Raw genomic sequence first — 18,830 nt, 5'->3', positions numbered from 1 at the left:
CCGTTCGATATTCAATCATATTTATAATTCATCGGTTCAAAACCAGAGATAGTTCAACCTCCGGCGTATGGGCCGCCCGCGAGCGGCGATGCCGGAAGAGGACGGGAGCAACGGTTTTGGACGTGCAGTATACAGGCTGGATGGAGCGGAACGGAGAGCGCCTCACCCGTACGGAGATCGAGCGGATGCTCAGCCAGGAACCGGCGCTCCTCTCGCAGTGCGGGGGCGAGTTCGCCCTCGCGTGGGATGCCTGCAGGGCACGCGACCACTTCGGGATCATCCCGGCATCCGTCCCGGCGGGCGCAATCGTCTGCGGCGGCCGAACAGTCGGCAGAATCGAGCCCTCGCCGCCGCCGTGCGATCTCGAAGAGGCCATCCTCACCGCCATCCGCCTCCGGAGCGACGAGGGTGTGGTCGCCCTCTCGGGCGGGGTGGACTCGTCGCTCGTCGCCGGGATCGCCGGTCTTGAGTGCGTCGTCGTCGGGTTTGAAGAGTCACACGACGCAGTGCAGGCTGCGCGGGCCGCGCGGGAGCTCGGTCTTACCCTCCACACCGTCACCCCGACGGAGGCGCTGATCGAGGAGGCGCTCACCCATGTCGTTTCGGTGATCCCGGATCCGACGAACCCGGTCGACGCCTCGATCGCGACCACCCTGTACTTCGTCGCCGAGTGGGCAGGCGAACAGGGCTACTCCCGGATCCTCGCCGGCCAGGGTGCCGACGAACTCTTCGGCGGGTACGCCCGCTACCTCGGGTCCGATGACCTCGCGGCCGAGCTCGAGCACGACTTCCACGGCCTTGCCGATCAGGCGCTCCGGGACCAGCGCATCGCCGCACTCCACGGGGCATACTTCTCGCTCCCCTATATGGATGTCCGTGTCGTGCGCGCTATCCGGGGCGTCCCGGCGCACGAGCGGGTGCGCGACGGGGTGCGCAAGCACCTCCTCCGAACGATCGCAGAACGCCACATTCCAGCGGAGATCGCCTGGCATGAGAAGAAAGCAATGCAGTACGGCAGCGGAATATGGCGGGTCATCCAGCGGCTCGCACGTAAAAACGGTTATAAAAAGTCGGTACAAGGGTACTTAAATCAGATCAGTAGGGCAGAATATGGTATCGGAGATTGATATAGAGAATATTGCACGACTTGCGGATATCGGCCTCTCCCGTGAGGAGGTTGCCGGGTTCACCCGTGAGTTCAACGCTATCCTGGAGTACTTCGACGTCCTCGACCAGGTTCCCGGGAAAGAGACGGTGGCGGCGGAACTCGTCAACGTCTGGCGGGACGACGAGCCCGGCTGCTGCCTCTCGCAGGAGGACGTCCTCGCAAACGCCGGATCGACGGAAGACGGATTTATCAAAGCACCGCGGGTGATGTGAATGGCGGGAACCCTCACCTTCGAGCCCGCGGATCGCTATAACGCCTTCATCACCACCTGCAACGCCGCCCCCTATACCGACGGGAGACTCGCCGGCACGGCCGTCGCCGTCAAGGACAACATCTCCACCTGCGGCATCCAGACGACCTGCGGATCGCGGATCCTCGCTGGATACGTGCCGCCCTTCGATGCACACGTCGTCGCGCTCCTCCGGAGCGAGGGCGCCGCGATCGTCGGCAAGACCAACATGGACGAGTTCGGGATGGGCACTACGACCGAGACGAGCGGTTATGGGCCCACCTTAAACCCGGTCGACCAGACCCGCGTCCCCGGCGGCTCCTCCGGAGGAAGTGCAGCAGCCGTCGCCGCCGGGCTCGTCCCGATGGCGCTCGGCACCGATACCGGCGGTTCGATCCGCTGCCCTGCCGCCTTCTGCGGGATCGTCGGCCTGAAACCCACCTACGGCCGGGTTTCGCGCTACGGCCTCGTCGCCTACGCAAACTCCCTCGAGCAGATCGGCCCGATGGCGCGGAGCGTCGAAGAGGTCTCCCTCCTTATGGAGGTCATCTCCGGATACGACCGGCGCGACTCGACGATGGTCGACCGCCCCTATGCCCACACACCCTCCGCCGATATCGCCGGCCTTCGGATCGGCCTCCCTGCCGAGTACTTCGGCGAAGGCGTCGACCCCCGGGTCGCAGAGACCGTCAGAAACGCTATCGGCCGGCTCGAGGACCTCGGCGCCGAGACGGTGCCCTGTACCATCCCGAGCATGTCCTACGCGCTTGCCGCCTACTACGTCATCTGCACGAGCGAAGCGAGTTCGAACCTCGCCCGGTTCGACGGCGTCCGCTACGGCCCCGCGGCGCCGACGCAGAAGCAGTGGCACGAGGCCTACCAGGAGGTGCGCGGGGAGCACTTCGGCAGGGAAGTCCGCCGCCGGATCATGCTCGGCACCTTCGCCCTCTCCGCCGGCTACTACGGCAAGTACTACGGCAAAGCCCAGATCGCCCGCCGGAACGTCCGGCAGGACTTCGAGCGGGTGCTCGGAGAGGTCGATATCATCGCCGGCCCGACGATGCCGACCGTGGCGTTCCGGCTCGGCGAGAAGAGCGATCCGCTCTCGATGTACCTCTCCGATATCCTGACCGTACCGGCAAACCTCGCAGGCGTCCCGGCGATCTCCGTCCCCTGCGGGACGGTGGACGGCCTTCCCGTCGGCCTGCAGTTGATCGGGCGGCATTTCGAGGACGAGCGCGTCGTCGACGCTGCCTATGCCTACGAGCAGGGAGGCCGATCATGAACGTTATCATCGGCCTTGAGATCCACGTCCAGCTCAATACCGCGACGAAGCTCTTCTGCAGATGCTCGACCGACTACCGGGACGACCCGCCGAACACCCACTGCTGCCCGGTCTGCCTGGGCCTCCCGGGCGCGCTCCCCCGCGTGAACAGAAAAGCAGTGGAGTACGGCCTCCGGGTCGCTAAGGCGCTCGAGATGGAAGTTCCCGAGGAGTCCGAGTTCGCCCGGAAGAACTACTTCTACCCGGATCTCCCGAAAGCCTTCCAGATAACCCAGTATGACAAACCCCTCGCAGTCTGGGGAAATCTCGAGATCGAGGACGACGAGGGGCACGAAAAGACGGTGCGGATCACGCGAGCGCACCTCGAGGAGGACCCCGGCCGGCTCGTCCACAAGGGCGGCGGCGACCGTGTCCGCTACTCGCTCGTCGACTACAACCGGAGTGGCATCCCGCTCCTCGAGATCGTGACGGAGCCCGACCTCCGCTCGCCGCAGGAGGCACGCCGGTTCTTAAACCGCCTCCGCTCGACGCTCGAATACCTCGGCGTCTTCGACGGCGATAAGGAAGGCTCGCTCCGGGTCGACGCGAACATCTCGATCGAGGGCTACGAGCGGGTGGAGGTCAAGAACATCTCCTCCTACAAGGGCGTCGAAAAAGCGCTCACCTTCGAGGTCACCCGGCAGAGGAACCTCGTCCGGCGCGGCCAGCCGGTCACGGTCAGAGAGACCCGCCACTTCCAGGAAGGAAGGGGCGTCACGACCGCGGCCCGGAGCAAAGAGGAGGAGCACGACTACCGCTACTTCCCGGAGCCCGATCTCCGGCCGCTCGCCGTTTCCGGGTGGGTCGAGGAGATCGTCCTCCCCGAGCTCCCCGTCGCCCGGAAGAACCGGTTCGTGGAGCAGTACGGGATCTCCCTCAACCACGCCCGGACGCTGACCGGCGACCTTGAGGTCGCCGAGTTCTACGAGCGGATCGCCGCCGTCGATCCGGTGCTCGCCGCCACCTGGGTCGCGGACACGCTCCTCGGCGAGCTCAACTACCGGAGCATGCGGATCGCGGCGGTGCCGCCCGGCCACTTCGCCGAGCTCCTCACACTCCTCAAGGAGGATACCATCACCGACAAGGCAGGCGTCGAGGTGCTCAGAGAAATGCTCGACTCCTGCGCCGCCGGTGAGGCGTGCGAGCAGCCCGCCGCCATCGTCGAGCGCGAAGGGCTCGCGAAGGCGACCGGCGGGGAGTTCGACGCAATCGTCCGCTCGGTGATCGAGGCGCACCCACAGGCAGTCGACGACTACCGCACCGGGAAGAAGGGTGCGCTCAACTTCCTCGTCGGCCAGGTGATGAAAGAGACGCGGGGACGCGCCGACCCGCGCGAACTCGGCCGGATCGTGGCCGGGTGCATCGACACGACCGGGGTGTAAGCACGTGCATCTGATCATCGCAGAGAAGAATATATCGGCAAACCGTATCGCCGGCATCCTTGCCGGCGACGAGAAGGTGCGGGCGGTCAAGGACGGAAGCGTCTCCACCTACAGTTTCGACACCAAGACCGTCGTCGGCCTGAAAGGCCACGTGGTCGAGGTGGACTTCGAGCCCGGCTACACGAACTGGCGGAGCACCGTCCACACGCCCCGGAGCCTGATCGACGCCGGGACGGTGAAGAAACCGACCGAGAAGAAGATCGTCGGCCTGATCCAGAAACTCGCCAAGAAAGCCGACCTCGTGACGATCGCGACCGATTACGATACCGAGGGAGAACTCATCGGGAAAGAGGCCTACGAGCTCGTCCGCGCCGTGAACAAGGACGTCCCGGTCAACCGCGCCCGGTTCTCGGCGATCACCCCGCAGGAGATCCGGCAGGCTTTCGCGAACCTCACCGAGATCGACTTCGCGCTCGCCGCCGCCGGCGAGGCCCGCCAGACGATCGACCTGATGTGGGGCGCCTCGCTCACCCGGTTCATCAGTATCGCCGCAAAGCGGGGCGGCACCAACATCCTCTCCGTCGGCCGGGTGCAGAGCCCGACGCTCGCGATGATCGTCGAACGGGAGAAGGAGATCGAGTCCTTCGTCCCCGAGACCTACTGGATGCTCTCCCTTGCGACCGAGAAGGACGGAACGGCCGTCGAGGCGCGGCACACCCACGGGAAGTTCGACGACCACGCCGAAGCGCTCGCCGCTGAAGAGCGGACGCGCGAGCCCCTGACCGTCACCGCGATCAAGGAGGGGCAGAAGACCGACCGGGCGCCGACCCCGCTCGATACCACGTCGTTCATCGTCGCCGCGAGCCGGCTCGGGTTCTCGGCGGCGAACGCGATGCGGATCGCCGAAGATCTCTACATGAACGGGTACATCTCCTACCCGAGAACCGACAATACGGTCTACCCGAAGTCCCTGAATTTAAACGGCATCCTCCAGACGCTCCGCGGGACGGACTTCGACAAAGACGTCGCATGGGTCGAGAAGAACCGCCGGCCGGTGCCGACCCGCGGCAAGAAGGAGACGACCGACCACCCGCCGATCCACCCCGCAGGGGCGGCGACCCGGCAGGCGCTGGCGGGCGACCGCTGGAAGATCTACGAACTCGTCGTCCGCCGGTTCCTCGCAACCCTCTCGCCCGACGCGACGTGGGCGACGATCAAGTGCACCTTCGACGCCGGCGGCGAGCCCTACACCGCGACGGGCGGGCGGCTGATCGATCCCGGGTGGCGCCGGGTCTACCCGTACAGCGAGGCGAAGGAGAATATCCTGCCGACCTTCACAGTCGGGGAGCGGCTCCCCATCCACGGGATACAGCTCGAGGAGAAGCAGACCCAGCCCCCGCCCCGCTACTCGCAGAGCAAGCTGATCCAGGTGATGGAGGAACTCGGCCTCGGAACGAAGAGCACCCGGCACGAGGTTATCGGAAAACTCGTCTCCCGCCGCTACGTGCAGGGTAACCCCCTCCGCCCGACGCTCGTCGGCCGTGCGGTCACCGACGCCCTCGACAACCATGCCGACACCATCACCGAACCCGAGATGACCCGGACGCTCGAAGAACATATGCAGCTCATCAAAGAGCAGCAGCGAACGCGGGAGGACGTGATCACCGAGTCCCGCGAGATGCTCCACCGGGTCTTCGACGAGCTCGAGGCACACGAACAGGAGATCGGCGGCGAGATCATGGAGCAGACGGCCGAAGAGCATACCCTCGGCCCCTGCCCGGTCTGCGGTGAGGATCTCCGGATCCGCCACACCGGCGCGTCGCAGTTCATCGGCTGCACGGGATACCCGGACTGCCGGTTCAACATCAGCCTCCCGGGCTCGATGTGGGGGCGGGCGATCCGGGTCGAGGAGGTCTGCTCCGAGCATACCCTCGCCCACGTCCGCCTCATCAGGAAGGGAGCGCCGCCCTGGAACATCGGCTGCCCGCTCTGCAGCCACATCAAGTCGAACGTCGAGGCGCTCGGCATGATGCCGGGGATGACCGACGATATCAGAGAGCGCCTCCGCGCCCGGCACATCTACGCGGTCTACGATATCGCGGGGATGAAACCGGAGGCTCTCGCCGAAGCCGCAGGCGTCACCGAGACCGAAGCGGAGATGCTGATCGCCGAGGCAGGGGAGGTCTTAAACGTCCTCCGGCGCCGCTCGGAACTTCGGAAGTTCCTCCGGAAGATCGTGCCGCCCCGCCGCGGCCGGAGCCACGCGAAGATCTTCGCAAAACTCCTCGACGAAGGGATCGGGGATATCCGCTCGCTCAGCGGGGCACGCGCCTCGACGCTCAAGAAGGCCGGGATCAGCGAAGCGGAGGCGGAGGAACTCCTCACCACCTCCCGCGAGATCTGCCACGAGCGGACGCTCAAAGAGGCCGGCGTTCCGGCCGTCTCCTTAAAGAAGTACCGCGAAGCGGGGATCACGAGCCCCGACGCCTTCTGTCTCCTCCCGATCCCCTACCTCGCCAGCAGAACCGGCCTGAATCCGGAGACCGTTTATAAACATGTGGAGAAGGTCTGCGAGCACCTCGACCGCCCGGTTCCTCTGAAGATCACGAAGGGGAGCTACGAACGCGGCCGCGAGGACCTGCTCGCCGTCCCGGGTATCGGCGAGACGACGCTCGAAAAGCTCCTCCTCGCCGGTATCTACGATAAAGCGACGCTTCGAAACGCCGACCCCGACCAGACCGCGGCCATCACCGGTATTCCGGCAGCCACGATACGCACCCTTATCGCCAACCTGACGTGACGTCCATGCAGCAGAACTGGAAAGAATGGGTTCATGTAACCAAACTCGACCCCGACAAGACGATCTCCCCGCAAGCGGTGGAGGATGTGGTAACGAGCGGGACGGACGCTCTGATGCTCTCGGGCACCCTGAACGTAACGCCCGAGAATATGCGCGACCTCCTCGATATGGTCGCCGCACACGGTCTCCCCCTCGTGGTGGAGCCCGCGGGGCCCGAGTGCGCGATCTTCGACGGGATCGACCTCCTCTTCGTCCCGAGCGTGATGAACACCGACGACGCCCGCTGGATCGTCGGGAAGCACCAGGCGTGGCTGCGGAGGAGCAACGGGAGCATTCACTGGGAGAAGGTCGTGCCCGAGGCCTACATCGTCCTGAACCCCGCTTCGGCCGTCGGCCGGGTGACAGGGGCGCACTGCGAAATCAGCGCCTCCGACGTCGCCGCCTACGCGAGCGTCGCCGACCGCTACTTCCGCTTCCCGATCGTCTACATCGAGTACTCCGGCACCTACGGCGACCCTGCGGTCGTGCGTGCCGCAGCCGAAGCGGTCGAAAACGCCGTCCTCTACTACGGCGGCGGGATCAACTCCGCCGAACGCGCCGCGGAGATGGGCAGGTACGCGGATACGATCGTCGTCGGGAACGCGGTCTACGATAACGGCACCGACGTACTGCGGGCGACCGTCCGGGCAGTGCAGTAAGATCCCCATGCCGGAGATTGCATTCGTCCTCGTCGAACCCCTCTACGAGGGGAATGTCGGGTTTACCGCCCGCGTCATGAAGAACTTCGGGTTCGACCGGCTCGTGCTCGTCGACCCCTGCCCGCTCGGCGGCGACGCCCGCGCCCGGGCGTCGCATGCCCGCGACGTCCTCGAGAATGCCCGGCGCTGCAGCCTCGAGGATGTCTACCGCGAGCACGACTTCGTGGTGGCCACCACCGGCGAGGTGAGCAAGTCGATCTGCACGCCGACCCGGATGCCCTACTACGGGCCCGCCGAGGTGCGGGAGATCGTCGCCGACATCGACGGCACCGTCGCGATCCTCTTCGGCCGGGAGAACTGGGGCCTCAATAACAGCGAACTCCTGCGGAGCAATCTCATCTGCACCATCCCGACGAGCGCGACCTACCCGATCTTAAACCTCTCCCACGCCGTCGGGATCCTCTGCTACGAGCTCGCAAACCTCCCCCGGGGAACCTACCACCTGGCGTCGTCCGTCGAGATGGAGGCGCTCTACGCCCACATCGATCAGTTCCTCAGCCGGATCGACCACCCCGACTGCAAACGGACGACGACGATGACCCTGATCCGGCGCGTTCTCGGCCGGACGAAGCTCACCGCACGGGAGGCGAGCACGTTCCACGGCCTGATGCGGCGGGCCGAGTGGCACATGGAGAACAAAGAAGAAACCATAAACGGGTTTCCGGAAGATACTACTATCAATGATTCTTGTTGACTGGCAGATTGAGGACCACATCAAACGAGGGTTTATCCGGGTCGATCCCTTCGACCCGTCCCTGATACAGCCGAACTCGCTCGATATCCGGCTCGGGAGCCACTTCGTCTGGTACGTCCCGGGTGATGAGGTGATCGACCCCTACCAGCGCGAGAGCGTCTGCGCGGGGATCGAGGAGACGACGACGGACGCGATCGTCCTCAAGCCCGGCCAGTTCGTCCTCGCCGAGACGTACGAGGCGATCGAGCTCCCCGACAAGGTCGTCGCGAGCATCGAGGGCAAAAGCAGCATCGCCCGTCTCGGGATCGAACTCCACCAGACGGGAGGGTGGATCGACGCGGGGTTCCGCGGGACGATCACGCTCGAGATGTGCAACGTCAACTCCCGGCCGGTCAGGGTCTACGCCGGGATGCCGATCGGCCAGCTGGTCTTCTACGCGACGGAGCGCGCCGAGCGCCCGTACAATCTCAAAGGGGATGCGAAATACATGGATCAGCGGCAGGCGACGCTCTCCCGCTACCATGAGAACCGGCGCGGCGCCTGACGCCGATCCCGCCCGTTATTTTTCCAGATACGCCTGATAACCTGCAGACATCACGCCGCACTCTATATAGAGATGGAAAACAGATAGCTAACGAATGTTCCCGGGGTTAATGACATGCGACTTCTCCTGATACACTCAGACCATATCGAATACGAAGCACGGAAGAAGACGAAGCTTGCCGAAGAAGCAGCCGTCATGCAGGACATGCTCGACGAGGCGCTCACCGTCTTCTGCGCCGTCGAATCGGCCGACGAAGAGAACATGGACGACGCCGTCCGCCAGGCGGTCGCCGAGATCCGGTCGACCGCCGGCCAGCTCAATGTAGCGAACATCATGATCTACCCCTACGCCCACCTCTCGAGCGATCTCGCATCGCCCGAGGCGGCGGTCGGCGCCCTGAAAGGGATCGAGGAGGCACTCGCCGCGGACGAGGGTCTGACGGTGAAGCGGGCGCCCTTCGGCTGGTACAAGGCGTTCACCCTCTCCTGCAAGGGCCACCCGCTCTCCGAGCTCTCCCGGACGATCGTCCCCGGCGCTGCCGAGACGGCGGCGAAGAAGGAGATCGAGCACGAGTTCTTCGTGCTGACCCCCGCCGGCGAGCGGAAGGACGCGACCGAGTACGCCGACAACTCGGCCTTCGGCGCGCTCGTGAAGAAGGAGATCGGCCTTCCCGGCGCTGAGGGCGGCGAGCCGCTCCACGTCGAGCTGATGCGCGCAAAAGAGCTCGTCGACTACGAGGCGCTCTCCGACGTCGGCCACCACCGCTGGATGCCCCGCGGCAAGCTCGTCCGCGACCTCCTCGCCGACTACGTCCTCGGCCTCGTCCTCGACTACGGCGGCATGCCGGTCGAGACGCCGGTGATGTACGACCTCGGCGATACCGCGATCAACGAGCACGCCGGGAAGTTCGGCGAGCGGCAGTACCGGTTCAAGAGCGGCAACCGCGATATGATGCTCCGGTTCGCGGCGTGCTTCGGGATGTTCTCGATCATGCACGATATGCACATCTCGCCGAACACCCTCCCGATGAAGATGTACGAGCTCTCCACCTACTCGTTCCGCCACGAGCAGAAGGGCGAGGTGATCGGCCTCAAGCGTCTTCGCGCCTTCACGATGCCCGATATGCACACCCTCTGCCGCGACGAGGCCGGCACCCTGCAGGCGTTTGAAGAGCAGCTCCGGATGGGCTGGCAGACCGGGAGAGACCTCGAGACGCCGCTCGTCGGCGTCTTCCGCTGCACCCGCGACTTCTACGCCGCAAACGAGGCCTGGATCAAGAAGATCGTCGCCGACTCCGGCGTCCCCATGCTGATCGAGGTGCTCTCGGAGCGCTTCCACTACTGGATCGCAAAAGTCGACCTCGCCGCGATCGACGGCCAGGGCCGGCCGATCGAGAACCCGACGGTGCAGATCGACGTCGAGAGCTCCCGCCGGTTCGGGATCAAGTACTACACCCCCGAGGGCGAGGAGGTCTATCCGCCGATCCTCCACTGCTCGCCGACGGGCAGCATCGAGCGGGTCATCTGCGCGCTCCTCGAGAATACCGCGACCCAGAAGGTGCCCTCGCTGCCGACCTGGCTTGCCCCGACCCAGGTACGGCTCGTGCCGGTCGCCGAACGGCACCACCCCTTCGCCGAGGAGATCACCGGACGCCTGAACGCTGCCGGGATCCGTGCCGACTTCGACGACCGCGAGGAGAGCGTGAACAAGAAGATCCGCGAGGCCGGCGTCGACTGGGTTCCGTTTGTCGCGGTCATCGGCGACCAGGAGGCCGAGACCGGGCGGCTCACCGTGACGGTGCGGAAGCTCTCCGAGCCGAAGAAGCCCTGCAAGGTGCAGATGACGGAGGACGAACTCATCGCCGCCGTCAGGACCGAGACCGCCGGGAAGCCCTGCCGCCCGCTCTACACGCCGCGGAAACTCTCGAAGAAACCCCGGTTCATCTAAATTCCTTTTTTTACCGATCTTTCAAAAAACGGTGCAGGAGGGGCATTCGCTCCAGAGAGAAGATTCCGCCTCCCGATACGTCCGTTCGCTACCGTCATCTCTGATACCGGCGCTGTCGCGAACTCTTTTGCAGGAGGGGGCGAGCCTCCTCCCGCACCTCCCCCGCGATGCGATAGCCGGAAGACCTGCCCGTGCTCGAATACAGGCCGCCGCCCGTTTCAGGTCTCCCTTCGGGGGAGGGCTGCCTTAAGAGAGCCCGCACGCTTCGGAAGGCTTTTTGCGCGCAAACGGGTACTTCCCTCCCATGGATCCGATCGTCGCGATCATCGTCATCCTGGTCGTCGCCAAGGTCTTCGGCGAGGGCCTGGAGCGGCTCGGATATCCGCCGATGATAGGCGAGATCGCTGCCGGGATCCTCCTCGGACCCGCCGTCCTCGGGCTCGTCGAACTCGACGCGACGCTCGAGGTCTTCGCGACGATCGGGATCATCGCCCTCCTCTTCATCTCGGGGGTCGAGATGAACCCGAAGGCCTTCGCCGCAGCGCGAAACGCCGCCACCCTCACCGCCGTGGCCGGGGTTGCCGTGCCCTTCGTCCTCGGGCTCGTCGGCGGCGCACTCCTCGGCTTTTCCTTCGCCGAACAGTTCTTTCTCGCCGTGATCCTCTCGATCACCTCGATCGGCGTCTCCGTCCGGACGCTGATCGATCTCCGGCGTCTCGACAGCCTGGTCGGGAACACGATCGTCGGCGCCGCGATCGTCGACGATATCATCGGGATCGTCCTCCTCGGCGTCCTCTCCTCGGTCGCGCTCTCCGGGCATCTCGACCTCCTGCCGCTCGCGGGAGCGCTCGTCCTCGCCGTTCTCTTCATCGCGTTTGCCTTCACCGTCGGCCGGCGACTCGCGATCTGGCTCTTCCGGGCATCACGGTCGATGCTGACCCACGAGATGCCCTATGTGGCGGCGATCGCGATCGCTCTTGCAACGGCGGCTGCAGCGCATGCGCTTGGCCTGCACTACGCCATAGGGGCGTTCATCGCCGGGATCATCCTCGGGCGGCAGGTCAGGAACGACCGGAGCATCTTTGACGGCATCATCGACTTCGGGTTCGGGTTCTTCGTCACTTTCTTCTTCGCCTCGATCGGGCTGCTCTTCCACCCCGACCCGGCGGTCTTCGGGACGCTGCTCGTCCCGGCGCTTATCCTCCTCGCTATCGCCGGCAAGACCCTCGGCGGCTACCTCGGCTCGCGCTACTTCTTCGAAAGCCCTCTCGCGGCGCTCACCGTGGGATTCGGGCTTTCGGCCCGCGGCGAGATCGCGCTCGTCGTCGCCCAGGTCTCGCTCGCGGCCGGGATCATCGGCGCCGGGCTCTACTCGGCCGTGACGGTGATGGTGATCGCGACGGTCTTCGCAGCCCCGCTCCTGATGCGGTGGGGGTTTGCCCTCGAGGATCGGCGGGAGAAGAGGATTACAGGTGGCCGTCCTTCCGGAGAAACGCGATGATGTCGGAGATCTCGATACAGCCTTCGGCCGCCCCGGCCGCGTCCACGACGACGAGGTAGGGGTGCCGGTCGCGGGCCATGTGGCCGAGGGCGTCGGCGACGGTCGCGTGATCCGGGATCGCGATATGCGACCGGGTGGCGAGGTCCCCGGCACGCTGGTCGCCGCCCCGCATCATGCAGAGGAGGTCGGACGGGAGCGCTGCGGATCGCTTCTTCGCCCTGATGCCGAGCCGGGGGACGACGCAGCCGAGGATATCGGTCAGCAGGATCACCCCGACGAAGCCGCCGTTCTCGTCGAGGACGATCAGGTCGTGCCGCCCACGTTCCGAGAACTTCTCGAGGACGACGGCGACGGGCGTATCCGGAGTGACGTGTTCAAACTCCCGGTGCATGAGCTGCCGGATGGGTATCTCGCCGGGCTCCATAGCGGGATCTGGGTGGTGCGGGTATAAAAAGGCGATTGTATCCAGCGGGTTCAGATCAATGGCTCGGATCCGGCGCTCACGTCTGAGAGACTGCTCACGAGCAGGCGGGCGATACCAGAGCGGAACACCTCCAAACCTCATGCCGACTTCGCTCGCCCCATTCCTGCCCTCGAGCGCTTTAGGGTTCGGCAGCCGCCCTGGCCGGTACCGGTTCGAACGCTCTGCTTCGGAGCCGACAGATACTATTTAAGCACATACCCTCCAAACACTCATCAGGAAAACCGAGATTCTTCCATCATATGACACGCACAATACGGCCGGTTGTCCATATCTTCGCGGCAAAGGCACGAGAGGCATGCGGGGATGCCATCGAGGAGATCCTGCTCTTCGGGTCGGTTGCACGAGGAGACGACCGGCCGGACTCAGATATCGATATTCTGGTAATCACCCGCAACGAAGACTTTCGCCTCCGCGAGCTGCTCACGGGTCTTGCCTTCGACCTGATGGTCGAGACCGGAGAGTACCTCTCGGTCAAGGTGCTATCACGAGCCGATGTTACGGCATGCCGGAACTATTCGTTTATCAGAAATGTTGCAACCGATGGGGTGGCGGTTTGATAACATGATCAGGCGGTCGGATAAGGAAATCTGTGATCTCCTGGTTAAATCACGCCAGCGGCTCAGTGCTGCGCATCTGCTCTGCAAAGAAGGCCTCTACGAAGACGCGGTGAACCGTGCGTATTATGCAATGTATCTTTCCGCTCTTGCTCTGCTGCGCCGAAAAGGCATACAGGTAAAAACTCACGCAGGGCTCATTGCAGCGATCGGTTCCGCATACGTGCAAACAGGCGAGCTGGCTCCGGAACACGGACGGGCGCTGAACCTTGCTGAAGAACTGCGGGAAGAGGTGGAGTACACCATCTGCCGCACCATCAGCAGAGAAGAGGCAGCCTCCGTGATTGTAAAGGCTCATGACTTTGCCTTGGCGGCAGAGCATATCATCGCCGGTACCGCTCACTGACCTTTGCCGTCACGGTTGCGTATCGGGATGAATGCATGAGGCTGAAATGCAGGCAGATACTTCGTTCACGAGTGGTCTAGGCCGACCACAGGAATTATCGCCAGGGCAATAGGATCGGTTTACCCACCATTGAAACCAAAACCGGAACTCCTGAAGGGAAGGACTGCCGCCCGGTTTCACCGCTCGCGCCGCCGCCGCTCGATCTCGCCCCGGAGCTCGCGGCGGATCTCGTCCAGGCGCTCGTTGACGAGCCGGAGCAGCGGATCGCTCTCCGGCCCTTCGCGGATATCGTAGGCCACCGGCTCGCACCGCCGCTCTTCAAGCGCCTTCGCCTTTGTCAGCTCCCCGATGACGGACTGGGCCATATTGGAGTATTCGCCGCCGTCCACCTTCGCCTTCAGCCACCGGTAGAGGTGGCCCGGGAGCCGCACCCCGACCTGCTTGCCTGTTACGTTCTCGGCGGGTTCCATCACTCTTCTTCAGGTACTCCGCACGGATCGATATAGTATCTTGTTTTTTATGGCAGATCGAAGATACCTTCTGGTATCAATTGGTATCATTTATACGCTGAGAGTTCCATGGACAAGTACATGGAAGAACGCCAGCGGATCGACCTCCTGCTGCCGAACACGCTGTACCGGTGGCTGATGAATAAGGTACGGACGGACGACCACGACGGCCTCTACCCCGATGCGAACCGGGCGGTGGTCGCCCTCCTCACGAGACAGAAGAGACGGGAGGAGGCAACGCCGCTCTGCCCGCGCTGCGGGAGTCCGGGCGAATTGCTCGGGTTTGTCGACGTTCCTGACCGCACGATCGCATACTCCCAGTACCGGTGCATCCGGTGCGGTAACGGGTTCATGCAAAAATGCCGCTTTCTCGCCGATTTCTCCCGCGAGCGGGCAGGCGGTGCCTGCGGTGCTCCGGAAGAGCCGGGTGCCCGCCCCCGGTAGAGGCGGGTCGGTTCGCGGTTCAGGACTCTGCCGAGCGCTCGGCGGGCGCCTGCAGGATATCGAGCTCCTCGAGGATCGCCCCGAGCCGGGGCACCCGCCCGAACCGGATATCCCGAAGCCCCTTTCGGATCGCCCGGAGGGCATCGCGGCCGAGCGGCACCTCGGCATACCCGGCCTTCAGCATGCCGGGTCGCCGTGCCGGGCGGTGCCCCCGGTGCCGCCAGAGTCCCATCCTCCTCTGCATCCATTCCGGTGTGCCGACCATGACCGAGAATGGCGCCGCTATGAGAAATACCTTTGGTTCGCGTGGGGTGGCTTACGGTTCTCCCGCGGATAGCGCTTCTCGCTCAGGGTAGCCCGCCGATCACAGAGCGTTCTGCCGGAAAAGAGATGGTATATGCAGCAATCGAAAAGGCGTCACTCCGCCTCTTCCGGCGCCGGTCTTTCCAGAGCACCTTGAGTAGAAATAGAAAACACTGTAACCATTTTTTGATAAAAGACCGCTCACTCCAGATTTTGTGCAGAGATTATCTGCAAGACAGACACCATCTACGTTAACGTATGTTTTCTTACAGAGGCAGGTTCTTCTCTCAGGTACGTCTGCTTAGCTTAAAGAGACACATTCTCGCGATATAAATCAAGGTCACCGTATGTGGGTGAAGGGGCAAAGCCGCCCCTCACGCCCAATTTGTCCATCCAATCATCGAAAATCGCTGAAATCTTCCTAAAAATCCTATGCCAAGAGGGGCTAGCCACCCCCAATTACCCACAATGCGATAGTCCGACGAAAGCCAAGCTCCCGATCCGTGGTTTGGATCTCGTTGCCGACTGCACGGTGCCGAGAGTCAGCTCTCTACATCCCTCACCACTTAATGGAACATCTTCCTGCTGAAAACAGGATAACAGGGGTCCCCTTAAACGTAGAATAACTCAGGAGGTACTGAACGTACCGTTATTATACCCCCGGGCGGATTCGAACCGCCGTCGCCGGATCCAAAGTCCTGCATGATTGACCACTACACTACGGGGGTGCCTAAAGTATGATACCTGCCGGATCTCTGCAGCCAAATTATTTGGTTGTGCGATACCATTAAGGATTCTCCCCGGAGAGGATGAGTACACCCGGGGTGCTTCTTCGTCCGGCGATGCGGCTCCCCCGGCATCACCAGTTCTGGAACGACGGCCTTTGCCGGACCGACCCGAAGAGCTCTCGTACCGATCGCCGGTGACGGAACGGAACGTCTCCCCTCATCTCCCCGGACGTCGGCACTTCCGGCACCTGCCGGCCTTGTGAACCTCCGGCGATTCCGTCGAACGTAATCGACAGTTTTGTGGAAAATCGTTGACCAAAGCCTACACTTTCCCACTGATGCCGGAATGACGGATTCCTCGTATGTCAGTACTTTCGGTATACACTGCTCCGACGCCCGACGTCGACTACGTGGATGATCACCAGATCATCGACGATGGAGAGGATTACCCGGTAGTCGCCGACCCGGAGTGAGTAAAACGGCGGATTCTGCGACCCCTGCAGCTTCTTGACGAATTTTTTCGGATCGGGCTTCCCGGCAAGCGATGCAAGTTCTTCTCCGATCGTGAACGCGACAGGCCGCGGAATACGTTTCAACGCGTGCCGTGCGGTCGCCGTGAATACGACACGCCAGGTCATTCTTCGCGGAGCTCCGCCATGACTTCGTCCAGCGTGAAGATGCGGCCCGCTTTGAGGTCCTCAAGAGATGCTTCGAGAGCCCGGATCGTCTCGTCGCTCAGCGGTTCGTCGTCGACGCTGTTCTCCACCAGGCGGCCGATCACCTCGCTGTAGGTCTCACGCGGATGGACCTTCAGTGCATTGAGCCGATCGCGGAGATCGCTTGCGATCTTGATCGTCGTTGTAGAGGACATACCAAGGTATACTGCAGTTTACCCCATAAGGATTTGCATCGGATCTGCGGGGGAGTGGTATCGGGCGGACTGCCGGGCACCTCATGAGAGATTGTTGCCGGCTTTGCGCTCTCCCGTCTTCATCGTATCCATTACAGGCCACTGCAACGCTCTCCAAACGCGAGGGACGCGAGGGAAAGGTATATATTAATTCGTGTATACACGCATTGGTGCATGAAGACCATCACCATCCGCGAATCGACCTATGAGAATCTCCGCCGGTTAAAAGAACCGGATATGAGCTTCTCCGATGCCATCGACCTTCTGCTGCGGTCACGCTCCGCCGGATTTGAGCGGCGGTTCGGGGCACTCGCGGGGAGCACCGCTCTCGATGAGATCGAAGCCTTCGCCGAAGCAACCCGTCATGCCGCACGGTTCCGCGTATGATCGTCCTCGATACCTCCTTCCTCATAGACTTCTTCCGCGGTGTTCCCGAGACGCGCTCGTGCCTCGGGGATGAGGTCTACGCAACAACGGCGATCACCTGCCACGAGATACTGGCCGGCGTCAAGCGGACGCATGCACGAAAGGAAGAGGAGTTCTTCAGAGACTTCTTCGCGCAGACCCCGGTGCTCGAGTACACGATCGGTGCTGCCGAAGAATCAAGCTCCATCGCGGCACGCCTTGCAGCCCGGGGTACGCCGGTCAACGCCCTCGACACCCTCATCGCCGGGATTGCACGAGCGCACGGTGCCGGTGCGATCGCCACCCGCGATGCCGACTTTCTGGTCATCGGAGAGGTTGCGGATATCGAGATCTGCGCCTATGAGCGCACGGGAAGGTAGGTCTGCCACGATCAGTCTCCTCGTTTCATCGCACAGTGGCCGAAACGCGAAGCCGCCGGAGATTACCGATAGAAGCGGCGATTACACACACGAGCGCGAAGCCCGGCTCGAGCAGGACGTCGATACGGTCGTTGCAGGGATCAGGGAGCACCGGAAGAAAAAGCCGTGCCCGAGCAGCCTGATCGCTGATCCGGACGGCCACATGGTGCTCCACGCGGCAAGGGATCTGCCGACCGCCCGAAAAGATCCGCATGCGCCGGACAGGCAGAGCGTATCGCCGCCGGGAGCGTTAGGTGACGTACTCAAGCCGGCACCGGATTTTCCAGGGCTCCCTGCCGGCAGATCCCCTGCCTGCCGGCGTCCGTCTCCGACACGCCCTTTTCCGCCTTCTCCGGCCGGGAAGCTATCCCGGTGAGACGCCCCCTCCCCCGTCCAAAAATAAGGCCGAATAAAGGCTATTTTTCGATTTTAACGCCGCTCACGGATCCCGGCATCGGCCGCCCGGAGAAACCGGACAGATGGAGCCCGATCGCCGAAAAGCGGCAGGATCCCGAGGCCACATCGGCGATATGAGCACGAGTAATTTCCGGAGGATGCGGAGCATGCCTCGCCCCGAGATCGGCCGTCTACGGGCTTCTGTGCGGGTCGAGATCCGGCAGGATTCTGCCTGGATCCGGACTCGCAGCACGGCGACGGAATAGGAAAATACCGTGAGATTCCGCCTCCGTTCTGACCGCGTGAGGCCCGACCCACCCTCACCGGTGCTCCGGCGGCATTTCCGGCCGACCCATCCCGGCCACGGTGCGGCAGGGTACCCCGCCACCTCCCCTGCAACCGGCAACGTCGCCCTTCGCCGCTCATCGCGGACCGCAAAACCGCCATTTAACGGCCGAAACCGCCATGCACCCGGCTCTCTCAAGCGCACGACCATTTAACGAGTTCCTGTCTCTCTGATAGCAGCAAGAAGAGCATCTCCGGGTTTTCGGTCGGGCACGGCCGCCCGGCTCTGGGCCGCCACCCGGGTATCCAGATCTCCTTACCCTCTCTCCCGGCAGAAACGCACCCGTTATCCCCAATTCCAGCCCCGTAGCCGCCATTCTCCCTACACAGCGCCGATCGATGCGACAAGACCATTACCGAACGTATCCGAAGCATGAAACACCTCACAGAACAATTTATTTCCCCAAAGCCACAATAGTATCAGATATAATTCCTATCAGGCGCCATTGTTACAAAATAAAAAATAGAATGTATTATATCCAGCACCTAAATTTTAGATCCCGCTTCCTGCACAATCGTGACGAATTCCGGCAAAACAGAACAATAATATTGGAATTATCCAGTACAGCTGCATCGGAAG

At 63.2% G+C, this 18,830-nt stretch carries 20 protein-coding genes and 1 tRNA gene; 15 read left to right on the top strand and 6 right to left on the bottom strand.

From position 1 onward, the window contains the following. Positions 1-122: 122 nt before the first annotated feature. The 10 genes from ABH15_RS07065 to ABH15_RS07020 all read left to right on the top strand — a co-directional run bounded on the left by ABH15_RS07065 (position 123) and on the right by ABH15_RS07020 (position 12,347). Complete coding sequence (locus ABH15_RS07065; RefSeq protein WP_241648082.1) at positions 123-1,127, top strand: asparagine synthase C-terminal domain-containing protein; 1,005 nt, start codon at positions 123-125, stop codon at positions 1,125-1,127. Continuing rightward, complete coding sequence (gene gatC, locus ABH15_RS07060) at positions 1,111-1,380, top strand: Asp-tRNA(Asn)/Glu-tRNA(Gln) amidotransferase subunit GatC (protein ID WP_128693660.1); 270 nt, start codon at positions 1,111-1,113, stop codon at positions 1,378-1,380. Before ABH15_RS07065 ends, gatC begins: the two co-directional genes overlap by 17 nt. After that, positions 1,381-2,682: an Asp-tRNA(Asn)/Glu-tRNA(Gln) amidotransferase subunit GatA gene (gatA, locus tag ABH15_RS07055; protein ID WP_128693659.1), complete on the top strand. Its 1,302-nt coding sequence runs from the start codon at positions 1,381-1,383 to the stop codon at positions 2,680-2,682. After that, the gene (gene gatB, locus ABH15_RS07050; protein ID WP_128693658.1) at positions 2,679-4,103 is read left to right on the top strand and encodes an Asp-tRNA(Asn)/Glu-tRNA(Gln) amidotransferase subunit GatB; all 1,425 of its coding nucleotides are present in this window, start codon (positions 2,679-2,681) and stop codon (positions 4,101-4,103) included. The genes gatA and gatB overlap by 4 nt, the downstream gene beginning before the upstream one ends. A 4-nt stretch (positions 4,104-4,107) precedes the next feature. Then, a complete protein-coding gene (locus tag ABH15_RS07045) occupies positions 4,108-6,903 on the top strand; it encodes a DNA topoisomerase I (protein ID WP_128693657.1) in 2,796 nt (931 codons plus the stop codon). 5 nt (positions 6,904-6,908) lie between these two features. Next, on the top strand, positions 6,909-7,601 hold the full coding sequence (locus ABH15_RS07040; protein WP_128693656.1) for a phosphoglycerol geranylgeranyltransferase: 693 nt from the start codon (positions 6,909-6,911) through the stop codon (positions 7,599-7,601). A gap of 7 nt (positions 7,602-7,608) precedes the next feature. Next, positions 7,609-8,355, top strand: a complete 747-nt coding sequence (locus ABH15_RS07035; RefSeq protein ID WP_128693655.1) for an RNA methyltransferase — start codon at positions 7,609-7,611, stop codon at positions 8,353-8,355. After that, entirely contained in the window at positions 8,342-8,899 is a 558-nt protein-coding gene (gene dcd / locus ABH15_RS07030) for a dCTP deaminase (RefSeq protein ID WP_128693654.1), read from the top strand. Before ABH15_RS07035 ends, dcd begins: the two co-directional genes overlap by 14 nt. A gap of 114 nt (positions 8,900-9,013) precedes the next feature. After that, positions 9,014-10,846, top strand: coding sequence for a threonine--tRNA ligase (locus ABH15_RS07025; RefSeq protein ID WP_128693653.1), 1,833 nt, complete (start codon positions 9,014-9,016; stop codon positions 10,844-10,846). A 304-nt stretch (positions 10,847-11,150) separates the two neighbouring features. Then, positions 11,151-12,347, top strand: a complete 1,197-nt coding sequence (locus ABH15_RS07020) for a cation:proton antiporter (RefSeq protein WP_128693652.1) — start codon at positions 11,151-11,153, stop codon at positions 12,345-12,347. On the opposite strand, the gene ABH15_RS07015 is transcribed toward ABH15_RS07020, so the two are convergent. Continuing rightward, on the bottom strand, positions 12,313-12,771 hold the full coding sequence (locus ABH15_RS07015; RefSeq protein ID WP_164913660.1) for a CBS domain-containing protein: 459 nt from the start codon (positions 12,769-12,771) through the stop codon (positions 12,313-12,315). The two genes, ABH15_RS07020 and ABH15_RS07015, sit on opposite strands and share 35 nt — an antisense overlap. A gap of 299 nt (positions 12,772-13,070) precedes the next feature. Here ABH15_RS07015 and ABH15_RS07010 point away from each other — a divergent pair, with 299 nt between their 5' ends. Together ABH15_RS07010 and ABH15_RS07005 are read left to right on the top strand one after the other, a co-directional pair. Beyond that, positions 13,071-13,388 carry a nucleotidyltransferase domain-containing protein gene (locus tag ABH15_RS07010; RefSeq protein ID WP_128693650.1) on the top strand — a complete coding sequence of 106 codons (318 nt, stop codon included), beginning with the start codon at positions 13,071-13,073 and terminating at the stop codon, positions 13,386-13,388. Continuing rightward, complete coding sequence (locus tag ABH15_RS07005) at positions 13,324-13,791, top strand: HEPN domain-containing protein (RefSeq protein WP_128693649.1); 468 nt, start codon at positions 13,324-13,326, stop codon at positions 13,789-13,791. Before ABH15_RS07010 ends, ABH15_RS07005 begins: the two co-directional genes overlap by 65 nt. A 176-nt stretch (positions 13,792-13,967) precedes the next feature. On the opposite strand, the gene ABH15_RS07000 is transcribed toward ABH15_RS07005, so the two are convergent. After that, a complete protein-coding gene (locus tag ABH15_RS07000; RefSeq protein ID WP_128693648.1) occupies positions 13,968-14,261 on the bottom strand; it encodes a hypothetical protein in 294 nt (97 codons plus the stop codon). 108 nt (positions 14,262-14,369) lie between these two features. Here ABH15_RS07000 and ABH15_RS06995 point away from each other — a divergent pair, with 108 nt between their 5' ends. Next, a complete protein-coding gene (locus ABH15_RS06995) occupies positions 14,370-14,744 on the top strand; it encodes a hypothetical protein (RefSeq protein WP_128693647.1) in 375 nt (124 codons plus the stop codon). A 19-nt stretch (positions 14,745-14,763) separates the two neighbouring features. On the opposite strand, the gene ABH15_RS06990 is transcribed toward ABH15_RS06995, so the two are convergent. From ABH15_RS06990 to ABH15_RS06975, 4 genes are all read right to left on the bottom strand, one after another. Beyond that, positions 14,764-15,009: a hypothetical protein gene (locus ABH15_RS06990; RefSeq protein ID WP_128693646.1), complete on the bottom strand. Its 246-nt coding sequence runs from the start codon at positions 15,007-15,009 to the stop codon at positions 14,764-14,766. 693 nt (positions 15,010-15,702) lie between these two features. Next, positions 15,703-15,775, bottom strand: a tRNA-Gln gene (locus ABH15_RS06985). A 365-nt stretch (positions 15,776-16,140) separates the two neighbouring features. After that, entirely contained in the window at positions 16,141-16,413 is a 273-nt protein-coding gene (locus ABH15_RS06980; RefSeq protein WP_128693645.1) for a type II toxin-antitoxin system RelE family toxin, read from the bottom strand. Then, positions 16,410-16,646 carry a DUF7557 family protein gene (locus ABH15_RS06975; RefSeq protein ID WP_128693644.1) on the bottom strand — a complete coding sequence of 79 codons (237 nt, stop codon included), beginning with the start codon at positions 16,644-16,646 and terminating at the stop codon, positions 16,410-16,412. The genes ABH15_RS06980 and ABH15_RS06975 overlap by 4 nt, the downstream gene beginning before the upstream one ends. A 213-nt stretch (positions 16,647-16,859) precedes the next feature. Between ABH15_RS06975 and ABH15_RS06970 the strand changes: the two genes are divergently transcribed. Together ABH15_RS06970 and ABH15_RS06965 are read left to right on the top strand one after the other, a co-directional pair. Next, positions 16,860-17,072 (top strand): antitoxin VapB family protein, encoded by a 213-nt coding sequence (locus ABH15_RS06970; protein WP_128693643.1) that lies wholly within the window; start codon positions 16,860-16,862, stop codon positions 17,070-17,072. Continuing rightward, the gene (locus tag ABH15_RS06965; RefSeq protein WP_128693642.1) at positions 17,069-17,470 is read left to right on the top strand and encodes a PIN domain-containing protein; all 402 of its coding nucleotides are present in this window, start codon (positions 17,069-17,071) and stop codon (positions 17,468-17,470) included. The genes ABH15_RS06970 and ABH15_RS06965 overlap by 4 nt, the downstream gene beginning before the upstream one ends. The last annotated feature ends 1,360 nt before the right edge of the window (positions 17,471-18,830 follow it).

Origin of the sequence: Methanoculleus taiwanensis (genome assembly GCF_004102725.1) — an archaeon.
In the GTDB taxonomy this organism is placed as follows: domain Archaea; phylum Halobacteriota; class Methanomicrobia; order Methanomicrobiales; family Methanoculleaceae; genus Methanoculleus_A; species Methanoculleus_A taiwanensis.
This window is presented reverse-complemented; position numbering and strand designations above follow the sequence as displayed.

Bases quoted from the DNA above. Each gene is read 5' to 3' on its own strand.
- ABH15_RS06965 (WP_128693642.1), top strand. From the start codon at position 17,069: ATGATCGTCCTCGATACCTCCTTCCTCATAGACTTCTTCCGCGGTGTT.
- ABH15_RS06970 (WP_128693643.1), top strand. From the start codon at position 16,860: ATGAAGACCATCACCATCCGCGAATCGACCTATGAGAATCTCCGCCGG.
- gatB (WP_128693658.1), top strand. From the start codon at position 2,679: ATGAACGTTATCATCGGCCTTGAGATCCACGTCCAGCTCAATACCGCG.
- ABH15_RS07025 (WP_128693653.1), top strand. From the start codon at position 9,014: ATGCGACTTCTCCTGATACACTCAGACCATATCGAATACGAAGCACGG.
- ABH15_RS07000 (WP_128693648.1), bottom strand. From the start codon at position 14,261: ATGGAACCCGCCGAGAACGTAACAGGCAAGCAGGTCGGGGTGCGGCTC.
- ABH15_RS06995 (WP_128693647.1), top strand. From the start codon at position 14,370: ATGGACAAGTACATGGAAGAACGCCAGCGGATCGACCTCCTGCTGCCG.
- ABH15_RS07040 (WP_128693656.1), top strand. From the start codon at position 6,909: ATGCAGCAGAACTGGAAAGAATGGGTTCATGTAACCAAACTCGACCCC.
- ABH15_RS07020 (WP_128693652.1), top strand. From the start codon at position 11,151: ATGGATCCGATCGTCGCGATCATCGTCATCCTGGTCGTCGCCAAGGTC.
- ABH15_RS07010 (WP_128693650.1), top strand. From the start codon at position 13,071: ATGACACGCACAATACGGCCGGTTGTCCATATCTTCGCGGCAAAGGCA.
- gatC (WP_128693660.1), top strand. From the start codon at position 1,111: ATGGTATCGGAGATTGATATAGAGAATATTGCACGACTTGCGGATATC.
- ABH15_RS06980 (WP_128693645.1), bottom strand. From the start codon at position 16,413: ATGACCTGGCGTGTCGTATTCACGGCGACCGCACGGCACGCGTTGAAA.
- ABH15_RS06975 (WP_128693644.1), bottom strand. From the start codon at position 16,646: ATGTCCTCTACAACGACGATCAAGATCGCAAGCGATCTCCGCGATCGG.
- ABH15_RS07035 (WP_128693655.1), top strand. From the start codon at position 7,609: ATGCCGGAGATTGCATTCGTCCTCGTCGAACCCCTCTACGAGGGGAAT.
- ABH15_RS06990 (WP_128693646.1), bottom strand. From the start codon at position 15,009: ATGGTCGGCACACCGGAATGGATGCAGAGGAGGATGGGACTCTGGCGG.
- gatA (WP_128693659.1), top strand. From the start codon at position 1,381: ATGGCGGGAACCCTCACCTTCGAGCCCGCGGATCGCTATAACGCCTTC.
- ABH15_RS07015 (WP_164913660.1), bottom strand. From the start codon at position 12,771: ATGGAGCCCGGCGAGATACCCATCCGGCAGCTCATGCACCGGGAGTTT.
- dcd (WP_128693654.1), top strand. From the start codon at position 8,342: ATGATTCTTGTTGACTGGCAGATTGAGGACCACATCAAACGAGGGTTT.
- ABH15_RS07005 (WP_128693649.1), top strand. From the start codon at position 13,324: ATGTTACGGCATGCCGGAACTATTCGTTTATCAGAAATGTTGCAACCG.